Here is a 20,452-nt window from a genome sequence, read left to right as displayed (position 1 = left end):
CACTAACCTGAACACAAGAATAGATTCGGTAATAAGTTTGCAAATTGTATCTTTACAACTCGTCTATTTCAAAAGAGACAGGGTTTAGCTAGGCATTCTCCCATCAAATTTTGTTGTTCAACTATGAGATTAATTAGTCTAACTTGTTTTCTTCTACAATTTTTTTTCCTCTTTACTCATGTTAAAGCGCAGGTATCCCATGTCGATAAACGGCCTGTAATAGCAGGCCATTATGTAATTAAAACATACGGCATAAATGAAGGACTCCCTTCAAAAAACACAACAGCTGCCTTAAAAGATAAAAGGGGATTTATATGGGTAGGTACCGAAAACGGTTTGTGTAAGTTTGATGGTTATTCTTTTAAAATTTATGTAAATATCCCCGGCGATACAACATCGCTAACCAATAACTATATCAATGCTGTTGTAGAAGACCAGAATGGTGCTTTCTGGGTGGCTACCATGAACGGTTTAAATAAATTCGACCCTGTAACAGAGAAGTTTCAGCGTTTTTATCATCAAGAAAACAAAAGAACATCGTTGAGCAATAATAAAATATGGTCGCTACTCATTGATAAAACAAATAAGCTCTGGATAGGTACCGACGATGGTTTTAACCTTTTTAACAAAAACTCAGCATCTTTTACAGTTTATCAGCCCGACATTAAAAATCCAAATGCCATTAAAGGGAAATCGGTTAATGCCATTGCAGAAGATAAAGAAGGAAATTTATGGTTAGGCAATTGGAGCAAAGGACTAAATAAATTTGATAAAAAGACACGTCGCTTTACCAATTACATACAAAAGGAAATAGCGGGCGAAAAAAATCCGAACGATATCTGGACACTTAGTATAGATGCCGATGGCATGATATGGGTTGGTTGCTATTGGAAAGGCGATCTGTTCAGATTCGATCCGAAAACAGGGAAATTCAACACCTACAGTAGTAAAGGCACTGGTAACACTTCAGTATTTAGTGTATTAAATTTAGGCGCAAAAAAAATGCTGGTTGGCGGAAACTCCGGATTATTTTGGGTAAACACCGAATTAAATAAATGGGAGAAAATAGAAGAACTCGAATTTTTTGCCAATGGAGGTCTATACCGCGATAAAACAGGAATGATATGGATTTGTGGTAAAAATGGTCTCAGTAAAATAGACTTTAACCAATATAAATTTAATTTTATTTCCCTTCCTTTTGGGCAGGCCGACATCAAATCCATCATCAGTTATGGTAAGGATTTTTGGGTAGGCACAAACAAAGGTTTGTTTAAATATAATCCTGATAATCGTTCAGTAATTAAACTGCTGCATACCAGTAATGCAAATAGTTTATCGAGCTCTGATATTATTAACCTATCTACCGATTTAAATGGCAGGCTCTGGGTATTGGGCGAAAATGGTTTCGACCTTTATGAGGAGAAAGAGCATAAATTTGTTCACCATCATCACCGTTCGGCACTTGGTAGTTTTTTTAACGAAGATGTTTTTAGAGATTTAATTGAGGTAAACAATAACGAATATTATCTGGCTACCGATGCTGGTTTGAAAGTGTATAACGATAAAACCCGCAGTTATACACATTACTTTAACGACCCTAAAAACCAGGCTTCATTGAGTAATAACCATTTGTACTGCCTTTTAAAAGATGCGCAGGGCAATGTTTGGATCGGAACATATGGGAGTGGACTCAGCCGCTTTAACCCTAAAACCAGAAAGTTTAGCAATTACATGATCGATAATTCAAGAAAAGGTGGCATTAGCAATAACATTGTAAATAGCCTTTATCTGGATTCGCACCAAAATGTTTGGATCTGCACCCGCGATGGATTGAATAAATATGTAGCTAAAACAGATACTTTCGAAATATATTCAAAGCAAAACGGTTTTGCGAGCAATGTTTTTACCGATCTGGTAGAAGACAATAATGGCAGGTTATGGGTAACAACCGAACAGGGGATTTCACTCTTTGATCCTGTAAATAAAATGGTAAAAAATTATGATGAGAAAGATGGTGTTTATGCCAATGCCGCTATCTGTAAAAATGAAAAAGGAGAAATTTACCTGGCAGGAAGTAAAGGAATCGTTTACTTTAATCCACAGCAGCTAAAATATAATAAAACGGCTCCGGCGGTTTATTTTTCCGATTTTTCTATTTTTAATAAATTAATTCTGCCGGGTGATGATTCTCCTTTAAAATTACCGGTGTACATGACTAAGGAGATTATTTTGCCCTACAGCCAAAGTGTGCTTTCTTTTGGTTTTGTAGCACTTAATTATACACTTTCCGAAAAAAACAAGTATGCTTATTTTCTCGAGGGTTTCGATAAGAAATGGAATTACAGTGGCAGTGAACATAAAGTTACCTATACCAATTTAAATCCCGGTAAGTATGTGTTAAAGGTAAGGGCATCAAATAACGATGGCATCTGGAATATGGAGGGCAATTCTATCGCAATTACCATTACACCGCCATGGTACCGTACCTGGTGGGCTTTTTGTATTTACGGACTGGCTTTCTTTGGGATGATTTATGCCTATCTTAAATACCGTGAGCATCGCTCAAACCTCGAATTTCAGGTGAAACTGGCCCATGTAGAAAGTGAAAAAGAGAAAGAACTCAGCGAGAAGAAACTTTCTTTTTTTACCAATGTATCGCACGAGTTTCGTACGCCACTTACCCTAATTATCAATCCGGTTAAAGAGCTTTTATACAAGAACGATAAAAATGTTGATACCACTGATTTAAATATTGTTTACAGGAATGCAAAACGGCTTTTAAGTTTGGTAGATCAATTGTTATTGTTCAGAAAAGCAGATACCTATGGCGGAAGATTAAAAGTAGCTCCGGTAAATCTGGTGAGTTTGTGTAAAGAAGTATTCCTTTGCTTTGTGCACCAGGCCAGGTCTAAAAATATTGTATTTGAGTTTATATGCGCCGATGAATTGATCCCATTTTATGCTGATAGGGAAAAAATAGAGATTGTGTTTTTTAATCTCCTGGCAAATGCCATAAAATTTACGCCCGAAGGCGGTACGGTTAAAATGATTGTAAAAAGTGACCAGGAAAATATAAATGTGCTTATAGAAGATACAGGCTGTGGTATTACCAGCTTTGCAGGAGAAAAACTCTATGAGAAATTTTATCAGGATCCGGGAAATAAATCAGCAAAAGGAGGTTTTGGTATTGGTTTGTACCTCGCTAAGAATTTTATAGAAATGCATGGTGGAGCGATAAGTTATACCAGCGTTGAAAATAAAGGCACGGCATTTAATATTGCCTTATTAAAAGGAATAAGCCATTTTAAAGATGCGGTAATTTTGCAGGAAGAACTGGTAGATACCGATTCATCATTATTTAAAGAGCTAATAGAGGATGAAATAACGGCAAATAATATTGTAAAAGCAGCAGAAGAACCATTGATTGATAGTCAGCTCGCTGTGGATTTAAAAACACTTTTGATTATTGATGATAACGTTGAGATCAGAGAATACCTGAAACAGGTTTTCAGAATGGATTACCACCTTTATGAAGCGAGCAACGGAGAAGACGGGTACGATATGGTAAAAGAACTATTGCCCGATATTGTGATATGTGACGTAATGATGGATGGTATAACCGGGATAGAACTTTGTAGTAAAATAAAAGAAGATGTAGCCGTTTCTCATATTCCTATTATCCTGTTAACCGCTATTTCTGCGCCAGAGGTTAAACTTAAAGGAATAGAAGGCGGGGCCGATGATTACATTAGTAAACCTTTTGATAAAGATTTTTTAAAAGCGAGGGTAGCCAGTATACTAAAGAGTAAAAATGCGCTGCAAAAATACTTTTATAACGAGATTACCCTCAATTCGAACAGCACCAAAATCTCTGCAGAATACAAAGAGTTTTTGGATAACTGTATCCATATTGTAGAAGAACACCTGATTGATCCCGATTTTAATATCGATATACTTACTGCTGCTATCGGTATGTCGAGATCTAATCTTTACCGCAAAATAAAATCCATTTCTGGTCAGTCAGCGAATGGTTTTATCCGTTTCATCAGGTTGAGAAAAGCTGCTGAAATTTTTATCAATACCGATAAAACCATTCAGGAAACTTCTTACTTGGTGGGTATTAACGATCCGAAATATTTTAGAGAGCAGTTTTATAAGCTCTTTAACATGAACCCATCGCAGTACATTAAAAAATTCCGCAAGCCGTTTTCCAATAACATTAATACCACAGTTAAAAAAGGTAAATAGCAAGTAGCCATTCATCTGTTATTTTTAATAATCGGCCTCAAAGCATTGTTTTAGGGCTTTTTCGGTTTGTTTACCCCTCTAATTTGGACTGTTTGTACCCCTTAGGAGTTGTTTGTTGGCGCTAATTTAGCCTTCTAATAAAGCAGTGCTATAATCGCAATTCCGACAGAGGGTTCTGTTGGGTAGGTTATAAAATTGATCTGCTAACCAAATATTAAACTTGCAAACCAATATGAGAAGAAAAGTTCTGAAAGGATTTTTGCCAAAATTCTTTACAATTAAAACACTGGCATTTCTATTTATCGTATCCATCAGTTTACCGGCAATGGCATCTTTAGTTTCTGATAAAACAGGGATAAAGAGTCAGCTTAAAGAAATTGTGATAACAGGTACGGTAACAAACGAAACTGGCGCTACATTTCCAGGTGTAGCGATTAAAATTAAGGGAACAGAAAAAGCAGTGCAAACAGATGTGAATGGTAAATACAGCATCAATGTTTCGGCTAAAACTGACATACTTATTTTTTCATTTGTAGGCTATACCAACCAGGAGCAAGCGGTTGGTGATAGAACAACCATTAATGTTCAGCTTAGTGCCGATACCAAAACGCTAAATGAATTAGTGGTTGTTGGGTATGGAACACAGAAAAAAGCAACATTAACCGGTTCAATCTCGCAGGTAAAAGGAGCCGACCTGGTTAAGAGTCCGCAACCGAATTTATCCAATTCATTAGCCGGCCGGTTTTCTGGGGTGGTAATTAACAATAGGAGCGGTGAGCCGGGTTTTGATGGCTCAAACATCACCATCAGGGGTTTGGCTACAACCGGGAGCAACAGTGTATTAGTTGTTGTAGATGGAATACCCGGACAAATTGGTGGTCTGGAACGCCTAGATCCAAATGATATTGAAAGCGTTTCGGTATTAAAAGATGCCTCTGCCGCTATTTATGGTAACAGGGCAGCCAACGGTGTAATTTTAGTGACTACGAAAAGGGGAAAAACAGGTAAACCTACTATCAATTATAGTTTTAACCAGGGGTTTAGCTCGCCAACAAGATTACCTAAAATGGCTGATGCGACAACCTATGCACAGATTATGAATGAAATTAGTTTCGATTCAAATCCCGCAGGCGGCCTTAATCAGTCGTACACTGCAGATCAGATTGAGAAATTTCGCAATGGCTCCGACCCATTGTTATATCCCAATACTGATTGGATTGACCAAGCCTTAGAAAAAACTGCGCTGCAAAGCCAACACAGTCTTTCTATTAACGGGGGCAGCGAGGATGTAAAATACTACATGTCGTTAGGTACTGTTTCTCAAGATGGTTTGTATAAAAATGGGGTAACCAAATACAATCAGTATAATTTCCGCACAAATATAGATGCCAACGTTTCTAAATACCTTAAAGTTGGCTTATCGGTATCAGGCAGACAAGAAAACCGTCTGTTTCCTCAGGTAGGGGCTGGCGATGTTTTCAGATCCATTTATAGGGCAAAACCTATTGTGTCGGCTTATTATCCAAATGGTTTACCAACAACCGGTATCGAAAATGCAAATCCAGCCGTACAGGTTACAGATATAGGCGGAACAAATAAATCGCCAACGCAGGTTTTAAATGGTATTTTAAGGGCAAGTTTTATTATTCCTGGAGTAAAGGGGCTTTCTGTTGATGGTTTCTTCTCTGCTGATAAATCCAACGTATTTACCAAAAGCTTCAGCAAACCATATCTACTCTACCAATACGATCCTTCATCTAAAAACTATAATAGTGTAATTGTTGGTGGCAATAACCAAAAAGCTACCTTGACCGAAAGCCATAAAAATGAATCGTTGCTTACCACAAATATCAAACTAAATTATGCACGTAAGTTTAACCTGCATGATATTAATGCTTTTGTGGGTTACGAACAAAGCGAAAATCATTTAGAATATTTCGATGCACAACGTTTTAATTTCCTTTCTACTTCTTTGCCTGAACTTTCTCAGGGAGGTACTGCCGCTACGGATTTCTTAAACTCAGGCTATAGCACAAATTATAACCGCCGAAGTATTATTAGTCGTTTGGCTTACAGTTACGATGATAAATACCTTTTTGAAGGGCAGTTGCGCGTAGATGGATCATCAATTTTTCCTCAGGGTAAACAGTATGGTTATTTTCCTTCAGTTTCTGCAGGGTGGGTAATCTCAAGAGAAAAGTGGTTTAATGAAAACGTTAAATTTGTTGATAATTTAAAAATCCGTGCTTCATACGGAGCACTTGGTAACGATAACGTAAATGGTTTCCAGTACTTCGATAATTATGTTCTTGTTGGAAATGGATTTGTAGCCCAAAGCCCGGGTGCAACATCATCAACCATACAGCCGGGTGTAAATTTAGTTAAACTTGCAAACCCGAATATTACCTGGGAAGTAGCCAAAAAACTCGATATCGGTTTCAATGCCGTTATATTTAAAAACTTCAGTATCGAAGCCATCTATTTTCAACAAAAAAGATCTGATATCTTGGCCACCCGTAATGCATCATTGCCAGGTTCTTCAGGAATTGTAAACCCTTTCGGTTCTGACCCGCTGGTACCTTCAGAAAATATTGGTAAAGTTAATAATACTGGTTTTGAAGCTACTTTAGGTTATAACCATAATGGCGAAAACTTTAAATGGAATGCATCAGGCAATATCACTTACGCAAAAAGCAAGGTAATTTTTATTGATGAAGCCAGCGGTACACTAGATTATCAACGCCAAACCGGCAGACCATTAAATGCTAATCTACTTTACAATAGCATTGGCATATTCAGAACTCAACAAGAGTTAGATGCTTACCCACATGTAAGTGGCGCTAAAATAGGCGATCTTAAATACCTCGATTATAATAATGATGGCAAAATAACGGCCGATGACCAAACCAGAACGCCATATAGTAATATCCCTCAGATTACTTATGGTTTTACGCTTGGCGCTTCTTATAAAAACTTTGATGTATCGATGGTGTTGGCTGGACAAACACAGGTAAGCCAATATGTTTTGCCAGAATCTGGTAGTATCGGTAACTTTTACAGCAGTTGGGCCGATAACAGATTTAGTGCATCTAATCCGAACGGAACTTACCCAAGGGTAACTGACCGTGCTTCGAATGCCATTAGCGGTGGGCAGTTTAACAATACTTTTTGGTTAAATGATGCCTCATTCTTAAGGCTTAAAAATGTAGAAATTGCCTATAACATTAAGGCCAGTTTCTTAAATCGGATCAATGTTTCGGGATTAAGGCTTTATGCGAGTGCATTTAACTTGTTCACCATTTCTAAAGTAAAAGATTACGATCCTGAAGGAACCAGTGGTAGTGGACAGTTTTATCCACAGCAACGCATTATTAATTTGGGCGCCAACATTAAATTTTAAACATCATGAAGAACAAATCAATATATATATCACTTTTAGGCCTGTCTCTTATCTCAACGGGTATTGCAGGCTGTAAAAAAGATTTTTTAAATGTAGAACCAACAGATCGGATCTCTACAGCTTCAATAGAAACCGATACGGCTGTTTTTGAAGCCTATGTAACCAACCGTTATATCGCCAGTAGATTGCAGGATAAGGAGGGCGACGGTTCTTCACCGGGTTTCGGCAGAGGTTTTGAATATAGCATGTGGAGCTCATTTACGGATGAATCTATTTATAATAATGATGATGCCACCTGGTTGATCCAAAGAGGACAGCTGGCACCTGAAAATTTAGGCAGTGCGGGTGTATATTGGGGCAGGAGCTACAAAAGCATCAGAGAATGTAATTACGGTCTGGAGGTACTTGGTAAAATTGGCATGAGTGCGGTACATAAAAAACAGCTTGCGGCCGAACTTAAATTTGTCAGGGCTTTCCGTTATCAGGATCTGATCCGGAATTATGGTGGTGTCGTTTTAATGGGCGATAAGGTAACGAACCTGACCGACAATTTACAGGATCCGGCATTGTTTCAACGGGCCTCAATTAAAGAATCTATAGATTATGTAACGGCACAGCTAGACCAGGCTGCAGCAGATTTACCTTTGGATAATAGCAGTAGTTGGATGGTAGGAAGGGCAACAAAAGGCGCTGCACTTGCGCTAAAATCCCGCTTACTTTTATATGCTGCTAGTCCGTTGTATAATGCTGGTACCTGGCAGGCAGCTGTTACGGCAGCGCAGGCAGTTATTTCGCTAAATAAATATGGAATTTACACGGGCGGTTATGGAAATTTATTCTTAACTGACCAAAGCAATGAAATTATTTTCGCGAGGTTGTTTACAAAAAATGCGAACCATACCCATTTAGAAATTGCCAACGGACCAAACGGTTATGGCGGCTGGGCTGGTAATACGCCTTTGCAAAACCTGGTAGATGATTACGAAATGGCCAACGGTAAAGCCATTACCGATCCTACATCTGGTTACGATAACAACGAACCATACAAAGGTCGTGATCCTCGTTTTGCAGCCACTATTTTATACAATGGTGCAGCATATCGCGAGCGTAATGTAGAAACCTTTATTCCGGGAGGAAAAGATAGTAAAGATGGAAATGATAACTGGAATACAACCAAAACTGGTTATTACCTTAAAAAATTTATGAATGATGCTTATCCATTGCAAAACCCTTGGGGTAATGCAGGGTTTCAGCCTTGGATTTATTTTAGATATGCAGAAATTTTGCTTAATTATGCAGAAGCTGCAAACGAAGCTTATGGCCCTGATGCTGTTCCTTCCGGATCAACAATGTCGGCAAGGCAAGCTATTAATATGGTAAGGGCAAGACCAGGAGTGAATATGCCTGAATTGGCCGTTGGGCTTACCCAAACACAAATGCGCGATGCGGTTCGTTATGAGCGTAGGGTAGAGCTTGCTTTCGAAGAACATCGTTTTTATGATGTAAGAAGATGGAAAATTGCCGATGTAACCGAAAACAAACCTGCTGCTGGAATGATTATTACCAAAACGGGTACTACATTTACTTATACACCTAAAGTTGCTTTAGACGGGCGTAAGTTTGAAACCAAACATTATTGGTTACCAATACCTAGGGCCGAAATTTTAGCTTCAGGCGGTAAATTGCAGCAAAACCCTGGTTATTAATAAGACAACTTAACCATCAATGATAAAGTATTATAAACAAATCGGCTACTTTCTTACTAGCATTTCCTTGTTTTGCTCTGGTAGTGCTGCGGCCCAGCAAACTGTAAAGATTGAAATTGACCCATTGGTTCAATTTCAAACAATAGAAGGTTTCGGGGCATCTGATGCCTGGACTTGTCAATTTGCTGGATTATGGCCTGCAGAGAAAAAGGATAAGATGGCCGATTTGCTTTTTAGTACCCAAATTACAAAAACGGGTCAGCCCCTGGGTATTGGCCTTAATATGTGGCGTTTCAGTATTGGTGGCGGCAGTGCCGCCCAAGGTAAGGCAAGCGATATTGGCGACGAATGGCGTCGCCAATACGCTTTTCTGCAACCCGATGGTAGTTATGATTGGAATGCGATGCCAGGGCAAACCTGGTTTTTAAAGGCCGCTAAAACCCGTGGCGTAAAACAGTTTATCGGCTTTGTAAACAGTCCGCATGTGCTTTTTACCAAAAACGGTAAAGCTTATTCTAGCGATGGTAACTGCAACCTGAATTTTGATAAACTTCCCGATTTTTCAGCCGATATGGTAGCCACAATTAAAGGGCTGAAAAAAACTACAGGAATCGAATTGGATTACCTTAGTCCGGCAAATGAGCCACAGTGGAAATGGAATGAGCACAATCAGGAAGGTTGTCCCTATAACAATACTGAACTTGCTCAGCTTTATAAAGGCGTAAATGATGCATTCGCGAAAAATCAGATCAAAACCAAAATACAGATAGGAGAGGCCGGCCAGCTCGATTATTTATACGATAATGGAAACACGGCAAAGGGAAATCAGGTCTATCAGTTCTTTAATCCTTCATCTCCGAATTATGTCGGCAACTTATCCAATATTGATCAATCTATTTCTGGTCATAGCTATTTTACCACAAGTCCTGAACAAAAACTTATAAATACCCGAAAAAAAACAGCTGAAGCAGTAGCCCAGATAAAAGGTTTAAGGTATTGGATGTCTGAATATTGTGTGCTGGGTGACGATGTGCTTAAAGGCGAAGGGCGTGATTTGGGCATGGTAACAGCCCTTTTTATTGCGAAGTTGATCCACCATGACCTCGTTTTATCAAATGCTACATCATGGCAGTGGTGGTTAGCCGTATCGACTGGTGATTATAAAGATGGGCTGGTATATATCGATAAAAATAAAACAGACGGAAGGGTGTACGATAGTAAAATGTTATGGGCTTTAGGCAATTATAGCCGTTTTATCAAAGAAGGTAGTAAACGTGTTGGGGTTAGTATAATAAACGGAAAAGAAAACCAGATTTACATATCAGCATATCTGGATAATAGCAATCTGGTTACTGTAGCCGTTAATACTAGTGAGCAAGATATCAACCTGGATCTGGAAATAAAAGGAAGTAAACCAAATGTGGTGCAAACCTATGTTACATCTGCAGCATATAATTTATCACCATATAAGCAATATAAAAGTAACCAGGGTATTAGGGTTCCGGCTAAATCTATTACCACAATAGTAAGTTAGTAAACCCAGTTTGGGGATGCTTGAATATCCAAAAATTTAATCCTTTTCCAATTTTGTTCTCTGGAACAAAGCACCTTATCTATGTAGGGAAAGGAAAACTGTGCATATAATTTTATAAAACATAAATACACATCTTCATGAAACATACCTTCAAATACACCATTTTTAAGGTAATTTTAATTACTTGTTTTGCCAGCTTAGGTGCTTTTGCACAGGCTCAGCACACTTTTAAACTTGCAGACTCTGTTTTTCTGCTTGATAATAAGCCTTTTCAAATAATATCCGGCGAAATGCATTACCCCCGCATACCAAGAGAAGCCTGGCGCGATAGAATGAAAATGGCTAAAGCGATGGGCTTAAATACCATTGGCACTTATGTATTTTGGAATGTACATGAGCCTCAAAAAGATAAATTCGATTTCTTGGGCAATAATGATATTGCCGAATTTGTGCGCATTGCAAAAGAAGAAGGATTATGGGTATTGCTTCGTCCTAGTCCATATGTATGTGCCGAATGGGAATTTGGCGGTTATCCATTTTGGTTGCAGAACATTAAAGGTTTACAGGTAAGGAGTAAAGAAGCACAATATTTAAAAGAATATAAAGAATACCTTACAGAGATTGGTAAACGGTTAGCGCCATTGCAGATTAACCATGGTGGCAACATCTTAATGGTACAGGTAGAAAACGAGTATGGTTCTTATGGAAATGACAAGGAATACCTGAAGATCAATACTCAGCTCTTTAAAGATGCCGGTTTTGACGGCGTACTTTCTACCTGCGATCCTGTTCCTGCATTAGAAGGTGGTCATTTAGCGGGTCTGCTTCCAGGTGTAAACGGCATCGATAATCCTGCGCAGATCAGAACATTGATCAATAAATATAACAATGGTACCGGACCTTACTTTGTACCAGAATGGTATCCGGCCTGGTTTGATTGGTGGGGTACAAAACATCATCAGGTAGACCCAAAAACGTATGCCAATAAATTAGATACTGTACTTAAAGGAGGGATTTCCATTAACATGTATATGTTTCATGGCGGTACAACCAGAGGTTTTATGAATGGGGCAAATTATAACGATTCTACAGCTTACGAACCGCAGATTAGTAGTTATGATTATGATGCACCTTTAGATGAGGCAGGTAATGCGACACCAAAATTTATGCTTTTCCGCGAAGCGATTAAAAAGAATTTGCCTGCAAACCAAAAGCTTCCTGTTGTACCTGCTGCCAAGCCGGCAGCTGCATTGCCTGTAATTACTTTTACCAAATCAACAGACATCTTCAACCTGGTTGGCAAGCCTCAATTAAGTGAAAAACCATTAACCTTCGAAGCCCTTAACCAACCTTATGGTTTTGTATTGTACAGCAGCACAATCAAAGGTGGACGCAAAGGCGTAATTAAAATCAGCGAGTTGCGCGATTATGGCCTGGTATATATCAATAAAAAACTTGTTGGTGTTTTAGATAGAAGGCTTTACCAAGATAGTTTAATAGTTAATCTTCCTGCCGGCAATGTACAACTGGATATTTTAGTAGAAAACATGGGTAGAATTAATTTTGGTCCTTACCTGCTTAAAAATAATAAGGGGATAACCAAGAGCGTAACGTTCAACGGTACTGAGATTAAATCGTGGAAAATGTACCCACTGCCGTTTGATAAAATAGATGCCCAAAAAACACAGCCTAAAGTAAATAGCCAATCTGCGGCGGCCCTTAAATCGGCATCCTTTAATTTAACCAAAGTTGCCGATACTTATTTAGATATGCGCAAATGGGGCAAAGGCGTGGTTTGGGTTAACGGACATAATTTGGGGAAATATTGGGGCATTGGACCTCAACAAACCATTTATTTGCCAGCAGAATGGTTAAAAAAAGGAAAGAATGAAATTGTAGTTTTCGAACTGCTTAAACCTACACAGCATACATTAACCAGTTTAGATAAAGCTATTTTAAATGAGTTAAAAAATAAATAACATTTCGATTTTCTTCTGGTTAACGCCTCACTAACCAAATATTAAATCATTACCTATGAAAATTAAAACGTCAATTGCAACAATGGCCGTTATATTAAGCGTATGCTTAATGGGCTGTGAAAAAAAAGAACTAACAGAAACTCCGCTCGAAATTGAAAAAACGGAGGTCACGGATGCTCAAAAAGCAGCTGCAGAATCGGTTGGTGCTGCGGGTATTGCAGGTGTAAATTGGGCAGATGGCCGCGATAATTTTGTTGACGGCTGGGTAATCCCCTCAGGCTTAACCGCTGGTGATGATTATACCACTGTATCAGCTAAAGCAAATGCGATATTAACGGGTTTCCAAAATAACATGCCAGGTGTAAATACGGTAAGGTTACCAATTAACCCGCCAAGTGTATCCGATTCGTGGTGGGGCGCATATACCGGGGCAATAGATCGCGCTTTAAGTAAAAACATGAAGGTTATACTTGCTTGTTGGGAGAGTGCATCCTCCCATAATGGTACTATCGATGACACGACTCAGTTTTGGGCCATGTGGCAAACCGTAGTTAATAAATATGGAAGTAATGCAAACGTATATTTCGAACCCATGAATGAGCCCTATGGTTATACATTGGCCCAATTAACCACTATTTATGCTGAATGGCTTTCCCGTTACCCCAATGTAAGCAAAGGCCGGATTCTTTTAGGTGGTACGGGCTATTCGGAAAATGTAACAGCTGTTGGTGCAGATAGCCGATTTTCGAGCTGCCTCTTATCCCTGCATAATTATGCATTTTGGGCTACCAGAACACAATCGGCTTGGGAAGCCGACTGGCGAAGCCGTTTTGGTAGTTATGCAAACCGTACCGTGGTTACCGAATATGGTGCAGCCATGACTACGGGTAAAAATTATACCGGTTCGGTTGGTAGCGATAATGAAATTGCCTATATAGTTGGTTCTACCAATGTATTTAGAACCGATAAAGTTGCCAGTGTGTACTGGCCAGGGCTTAGAGATAACGACAGTTACAGTATTCAGAACCGTGGCGGAAGCGGAACAAATATTACCTTAACAACTACCAATCAATCGGGGTTAACCCGCATCAGATATGGTTGGGGTTTATAATAAGATTTAAGCAAAAGAGATTGTACCATAAATATAGATTTGTCATCCTGAGCTTGTTGAAGGATTTGCTTAAATACTATTTAAGTTGTTTCGGCAAGCTCAACATGACAGCATCGGAGGTGAAATCGCCTTTATGATACAATCTCTTTTGCTTTATCACGATAAACATAGTTAATTGCCAAAAATCTCATCTGGAAATGGTACTGCTTTTCCAGTCACTTTTTCTGCAGGCATTTGTGCCCCGCGTTCTTTTAAGGTTTTGCCTAAAAATATGGCTAATTCCGCGCAAACGTTTGATATTTTGATATTGTCAATCTATGCTTTTATCGTATTGGAATATTAACAAGATGTAATTAGGTTATTTGTTTGATCATGAAAAACGAGGGTAGATGCAAATAAGTTTTGGGGTGTTAAAACATCATTTTTATGTTATATGTCAGTTTTAATAACAAAGAGGTAGGAAAAGTAAATAAATAATAAAATTTCTGATTGTATTTAACAACATGATCTCTAAAGATTTAACGCTGTTTTGTTTAATTAATGTTAAGTTTTTATTAAATAGATTGACTTTGTTCTTTGCGGGAATGAATTTAATTTCTAACTTCGCAGCCTCGAAAGGGACAAAATGATTCCGTAGCTCAGCTGGTAGAGCATTACACTTTTAATGTAGTGGTCCTGGGTTCGAATCCCAGCGGGATCACAGAAAGCTTCACAGAAATGTGAGGCTTTTTTGTTTTACTCCCGCTTGGATTCGAACAGAAGCGCCGGCCTGGGTTCGATTTGTAAAAGGCTCAGGGCTGAGTTCGGGATTTTGCAGGCTGAGCCAATCCCAGCGGGATCACGGCAAAGACTATTAAAAAGTATAAAGCCCAGCAATCGCACGATTAACAGGGTTTTTGCTTTTAGGGGAGAATATTCAAAATATCTATGAGATCCCATATAAAGTATGCGTTATCCATATGTTTTAAAACGCTCCCAGTTCGAATTAAAGTGTTGCTGTTCAGTGTATTGTATTACGGGTATCTTGTGCAGATAAAATGCAAGCTAATTTTTTTAATTTTAATGTTATCGTTATAAACCAATTTTTAGCGCGCTTAATTTCCGTACAATTTAAAATTAAGATGATCGAATTATTCATGAATTAAGTTTGGTCACAAAAACTGGTGTGTTGGTGTAATTTTTTTGTGGCTATTTTTTCAAAAATGGTAATTCGCTACTTCTAAACAACAATTTAGAAAAATCTAAATCAACAATTAAACATGTACAGCTATGTCTCTCAAAACTTTTACAACTTTTTCCGCCTATTCCAGTTTTATTCCCTGTCAACATCTTCTAAACAGGAATAATATTTTGCTAATTTTTAGTTGTCCAGTCCAGACCGATCAATAAAAGTAAAGCAGGCTTAAGTTTTCCAAATAGACCTGGATTTAACCTCTTTTTATATCGTTTACCGATTGATCTGCCTACTCCCGGTTTCGTCCAGATCTAAACTAACATGGATTTGTTTAATTCTGCACTTATTGGGTACCTATACTACTGATCATTATCGGTTTATGTAACCCATTAACATCCTCCAGAAATACAATCACGGCTGAGGAGCGCACAACGGATTTGCATGAGGTGAAATGAACAGACTTCTCCTTAAAATTAGAAGGGCTGACCTTGCATCTGATAGTGAAAGACAAACAGCTAAACGCACAAGATGGGCAGGCAACAAAGCTGTATTAAGCATACTTTCTGCATTAGAAAAACCGAAATAAACGATCAATTTAAAAAATAAAAAAATGAAATACAGTTACGCTCTTTTAATGATGCTTTTGCCAATTTTTGCTTTAGCACAATCGCAAACAGGTACCCGAAATGATGCTGGTATAACCGGTAATGAGGGTGCAACTTCTGGTTTCTTTGAAACCTCTGTCCCCGTAAACTACCCCGCTGGAGCCTCCAGTTGGTGGCATTTACTAGATGTTAGACACAGTAATGGTAATAACAACTATGCGATGCAGCTAGCCGGGAGTTTTTTTGATCAAAACCTTTACTTCCGCAAAACAAATTCCAACGGCGCGCAACCCTGGTTTAAAGTACTTACTGATGATGGGAATGGACAGCTGAACTTTAATAATCTGCGGGTAACCAGTCCAGGTACTCATATTGATATTGTTAACGCCCCTTATAACGGGCAGTTGGAGATTCAGGCAAACACCGGTAGCCGCTCAACGGTAAGTGGTGCACAGTTAGAGTTTATTATTCCTGCAAATACAGATGGCTCCAATTTTTGGGGGCAGGCCAGAATTATCACAGTAGCAGGAAACCAAAACAATGGTGATGCCACAGGAAAGATGATATTGGGTACCAGGAGATCTTTTTCAAAATCGCCGGGGGTAAATGGCTGGGCATACGGTGATGATCTTGTGATTGATGGAGGTGGTAAAACTGGAATAGGAACATTATCTCCTACATATAAGTTGAATGTGTCGCAGGATATCACAATGAATACAGATATTGATGTTGCTCAGTTTGGCGTTTCCGGTAGCAGCGATCCAGCCAAGCGGGTAGTGATGGGTTATGATGTAAACGGTGCAGGTTTTGGTTTTATCAAAGCAGGCTGGTTTCAGCACCAGTGGACCAATTTAGCGCTACAGCCTAATGGTGGTAATGTAGGTATCGGCATTACCAATCCAGCAGAGAAACTTGCCGTAAATGGAAATATCCGTGCAAAAGAGATTAAGGTAGAAGCCGCTAACTGGCCAGATTATGTTTTTGATGAAAGCTATGATGTTGGAACGTTGAAAGGATTGGAAAGCTATATCAGAACCAATAAACACCTGCCCGAAATGCCTTCTGCAAAAGAAATTGAAGCAAATGGAATAGCGGTTAGTGAAATGTTCAAGCTTCAACAGAAAAAGATAGAAGAGCTAACCTTACATCTTATTGAGTTAAGTAAGAAAGTTGAAGTTCAGGATGCATATATCAAAACACTAAATAAAAACGTAAAGTGATCAGCGGTTATCCGTTCTAAGTCTGGAATTCAATACCTTTTTAAATTTTAAGCAAAACCAAATCAATGAAAACTTTATTGCTCTCACTCCTGACTTTCAGCGAGCATCGCCCTATCTAATCACAGATTAAAATATTTTAATAATGAGAATTGAAAATAAGATTTTAAAAACAGCTGTACTACTTTTGCTTATCGGTTTGCATAAAGTAAATGCTCAGACTCCTGTCGAAGGAGGTGTAAGCACATTTTTGCCAAAAGTTATACCACCTTCCCCTACAGCCGCCTCGTTAGGGAAATATGGGGATATACCAGTTGGCGAATATACGGGTACAGCAAGTATTAATATTCCAGTTCATGTAGTTTCAATTGGTAAATACTCTTTACCAATTACATTGAATTATTCTTCATCCGGACTAAAAGTAGAAGAAAAATCGAGTTGGGTAGGCTTGGGCTGGTCGCTTAGTGCCGGTGGCGTTATCACAAGGTCTGTGCATGGTAAGGCTGATGAAAAACCAATGGGTTATTGGGCCCTTGGGAACAAGACAGATGCACAATTATTCAATGTTGAAGAGGGACAGCCTTTACCTGGTTCATCAGTAAGTAGTCCTGTTTGGAACGGAGGTTATGACTTGGAACCAGATATTTTTTATTACAATTTTGCAGGTAAATCAGGGAAGTTTGTTATGGATGCAGGTGCCGGACACAATGCTCATTGTATTAACTATAAAAATTTGAAAATTGAACACAATAATTCTTTAAGTAGCTTTACCATTACAGATGATGATGGTTCAATTTACCTATTTGATGCATTAGAAAGCAGCACAAGTGACGGGAACACTTTTACTTCGGCTTGGTATTTATCTAAAATTACTACATCTGCAGGCGAAATAGTTTTTACTTATAGCAGCGTGAACGAGTTTAGTAGCGGTGTACAAAAATCAGAAGTTGATTATACTAATCTTTCCCCCGCCTATCAGGCGAATAAAGAGGCTTCGTCATCGGCATCGTCTATTGAAATTGAGGGAAAGGTACTACAACAAATTGATGCTTTTGGCCAAAAGGTTAAATTTTACACCTCTAAAAATAGGCTCGATATACCTTTGAGTTCGGTACTTGATTATATAACCGTTGAGGATTATAACGGAGTTATTACTAAGAAATTTACATTTGGCCATAGTTATTTTGGGGATGTGAATTCAATGAGGTCGAATAAGAGTGATGATGTTAGGCTAAAACTTGATAATTTTAATGAAATTTCTACTGTAGATGGTGCAGTATTAAAATCACACCTTTTTGAGTATTATTCACCAGAAGCAGTGCCAGCAATAGATTCTAAATCACAAGATTATTGGGGATATTACAATGGAGTGCAAAATAGTACACTTTTAGTAAAAGTGGATCCTCTGGATTATGCACCTGCAGACAAAATTATTCCTGGGGGGAATCGAGACTCGAATCCCAGTCGGGCAATGACTGGAGTGCTTAAATCAATAACTTACCCAACCGGAGGCTCTTCGACGTTCGTTTATGAGGGAAATGATTGCGGTTTCGCTAATGTGGGAGGGGAAAATAAAATACCACATGGTGTTAGTGCCATAGCAGTAAAATCATCCACTGTAAATATACCTATCGCTAAACAAACATTCTCTCTTTTAACAGAACAAAAACTGTATTTCAATGTAAATGGGAAATATACAGGCCCTGCGCCGGTTGAGAATGGTCCCAGTGTTTTTATTAATTTAATTAACAGTGATGGGAGCAAAACGGTAAAGTTTTCAAGGTATATGGTTAATAATAATACCACCGAATACATTAATCTTGATGCGGGAGATTACGAGCTGATCTCAAGTGTAGATGGAACAGGACAAACAATGTCTGCGAATATGAGCTACATTACCTATGGAGAACCATTTAAAAAAATACCTATAGGTGGACTTAGGATTAAGCAAGTAATCAATTTAGATCCGGTAACAGGGTTAAAAAGTTCGGAAAACTTCAGCTACGTAATGAAAGATGACCCAGATCGTTCCTCAGGGGTAGTAATGTCAAACCTAAGATTTGTTGATTTTGATCATGGATACATCGTTAGAACCTCATATTCTTCTAATTATTTAGGTACAACGCAGGGAAGCAATGTAGGCTATAAAATGGTAACATCTTATACAACTTCAGACGATGTACCTGCTTTATCAAATGGAAAAAAAGAGTCCTATTACACCACCGCCCCTGTTAATTTGTTTGGACAAACATACGGACTTGTAAATGGCTATTTAACAAATACAAATGTACCGTCGACCACGCTGGTTACTGATTTTGATGTTTATAGAGGATTTCTTACTAAAGAATTAATTTACAACAGTCAAAACGTAGCTGTTAAGGAAACTTCTCATAATTATAACTTCGATGAATCCTTAAGCTCTAGTTCTCCTAACTATTTTGATCTTCCAGTAAAAAAAGGATATAATTTTACGATATGTACGGGTGGCTGTCCATCAGGGCCTGCTAATCTTTCTAACTTATTAAAAGCAAAAATAATATGTCGTTGGATTTATAAAACGAGCACTATTGAAAAAAGCTTTGACGTAAATGGTTTAAATCCTGTCGAAAATTCTACATCCTATTACTACGAGAACCCTGTTCATGCGCAAACAACAAAAATCGAAACAAGAGACAGTAAAGGACATTTGATAACAACGGTAAATAAATATCCACAAGATGACTTTACAGATTTAACTTCAATAGCAGAAACCGCAAGACAATCTTTAATTTCCAAACATATTATTAACCCAATTTTGCAACAAAGTATTTTTAGGGATGGTACTCTTATTGAAAAAACGCTAAATAATTATAAAAATTGGTCTGCGTCTATTGTCGAGCCGGAAACAATTTACAAGCAAAACGGTGCTTATACTTTAGATGCTCGGATTCAGTTTTACAATTACGATTACTTAGGAAATCTTTTAGAATGGAGTATGTCTAATGGGCCAAAGGAAATCTATTTGTGGGGGTACAACAAGCAATATCCTGTAGCTAAAATTACTAATACGGATTATGCAACGGTAAGTAGTCTTATAAATCAGGCTTTATTGGATAACCCAAATGATGACAATACTTTAAGGACTTATTTAAACACACTTAGGGCCGCTTTACCTAATTCATTTATTAATACTTATACCTACAAACCATTGGTCGGCATGACCAGCCAGACCGACGCCAAAGGTATGACCACCTATTATGAATATGATGCCTTCCAGCGTTTAAAGGCTGTTAAAGACCAGAACGGCAATATCTTAAAACAAACCGACTACCACTATAAAAACTAACGCCTCTATGAAACAGCATCTAAAACATTTTTGCGCTGCAGCAGCATTTCTGCTGTTCTGCAGCCGCTCTTCCGCCCAAAAGGTTATATCAGCCTATAACGGAGAAAGCGAGATCAGCGCACCATTGAGTGTAACCCTGACCGATGGTTTCCA

The 20,452-nt window shown here is 38.4% G+C and carries 9 protein-coding genes and 1 tRNA gene; all 10 read left to right on the top strand.

Annotated elements, in window-relative coordinates:
• Nucleotides 1-123: 123 nt before the first annotated feature.
• Nucleotides 124-4,248, top strand: coding sequence for a two-component regulator propeller domain-containing protein (locus LQ201_RS00045; protein WP_230144289.1), 4,125 nt, complete (start codon nucleotides 124-126; stop codon nucleotides 4,246-4,248).
• Nucleotides 4,249-4,480: 232 nt separating this feature from the next.
• On the top strand, nucleotides 4,481-7,648 hold the full coding sequence (locus tag LQ201_RS00040; RefSeq protein ID WP_230144290.1) for a TonB-dependent receptor: 3,168 nt from the start codon (nucleotides 4,481-4,483) through the stop codon (nucleotides 7,646-7,648).
• A 5-nt stretch (nucleotides 7,649-7,653) separates the two neighbouring features.
• The gene (locus LQ201_RS00035) at nucleotides 7,654-9,354 is read left to right on the top strand and encodes a RagB/SusD family nutrient uptake outer membrane protein (protein WP_230144291.1); all 1,701 of its coding nucleotides are present in this window, start codon (nucleotides 7,654-7,656) and stop codon (nucleotides 9,352-9,354) included.
• A gap of 19 nt (nucleotides 9,355-9,373) precedes the next feature.
• A complete protein-coding gene (locus LQ201_RS00030; RefSeq protein ID WP_230144292.1) occupies nucleotides 9,374-10,888 on the top strand; it encodes a glycoside hydrolase in 1,515 nt (504 codons plus the stop codon).
• Between the two features lie 137 nt (nucleotides 10,889-11,025).
• The gene (locus tag LQ201_RS00025; RefSeq protein WP_230144293.1) at nucleotides 11,026-12,867 is read left to right on the top strand and encodes a beta-galactosidase family protein; all 1,842 of its coding nucleotides are present in this window, start codon (nucleotides 11,026-11,028) and stop codon (nucleotides 12,865-12,867) included.
• A 55-nt stretch (nucleotides 12,868-12,922) separates the two neighbouring features.
• A complete protein-coding gene (locus LQ201_RS00020; protein WP_230144294.1) occupies nucleotides 12,923-13,978 on the top strand; it encodes a cellulase family glycosylhydrolase in 1,056 nt (351 codons plus the stop codon).
• A gap of 627 nt (nucleotides 13,979-14,605) precedes the next feature.
• A tRNA-Lys gene (locus tag LQ201_RS00015) sits at nucleotides 14,606-14,678 on the top strand.
• Nucleotides 14,679-15,603: 925 nt separating this feature from the next.
• On the top strand, nucleotides 15,604-15,738 hold the full coding sequence (locus LQ201_RS25650) for a hypothetical protein (RefSeq protein ID WP_256449123.1): 135 nt from the start codon (nucleotides 15,604-15,606) through the stop codon (nucleotides 15,736-15,738).
• Nucleotides 15,739-15,762: 24 nt separating this feature from the next.
• Nucleotides 15,763-16,977 carry a hypothetical protein gene (locus LQ201_RS00010; RefSeq protein WP_230144295.1) on the top strand — a complete coding sequence of 405 codons (1,215 nt, stop codon included), beginning with the start codon at nucleotides 15,763-15,765 and terminating at the stop codon, nucleotides 16,975-16,977.
• A 142-nt stretch (nucleotides 16,978-17,119) separates the two neighbouring features.
• Complete coding sequence (locus LQ201_RS00005) at nucleotides 17,120-20,299, top strand: hypothetical protein (RefSeq protein ID WP_230144296.1); 3,180 nt, start codon at nucleotides 17,120-17,122, stop codon at nucleotides 20,297-20,299.
• Nucleotides 20,300-20,452 lie beyond the last annotated feature (153 nt).

The sequence above is a fragment of the Pedobacter sp. Bi126 genome (assembly GCF_918698245.1).
Taxonomy (GTDB): domain Bacteria; phylum Bacteroidota; class Bacteroidia; order Sphingobacteriales; family Sphingobacteriaceae; genus Pedobacter.
Note: the sequence above shows the minus strand (reverse complement) of the source record. Positions and strands in the feature narration are given on the sequence as shown.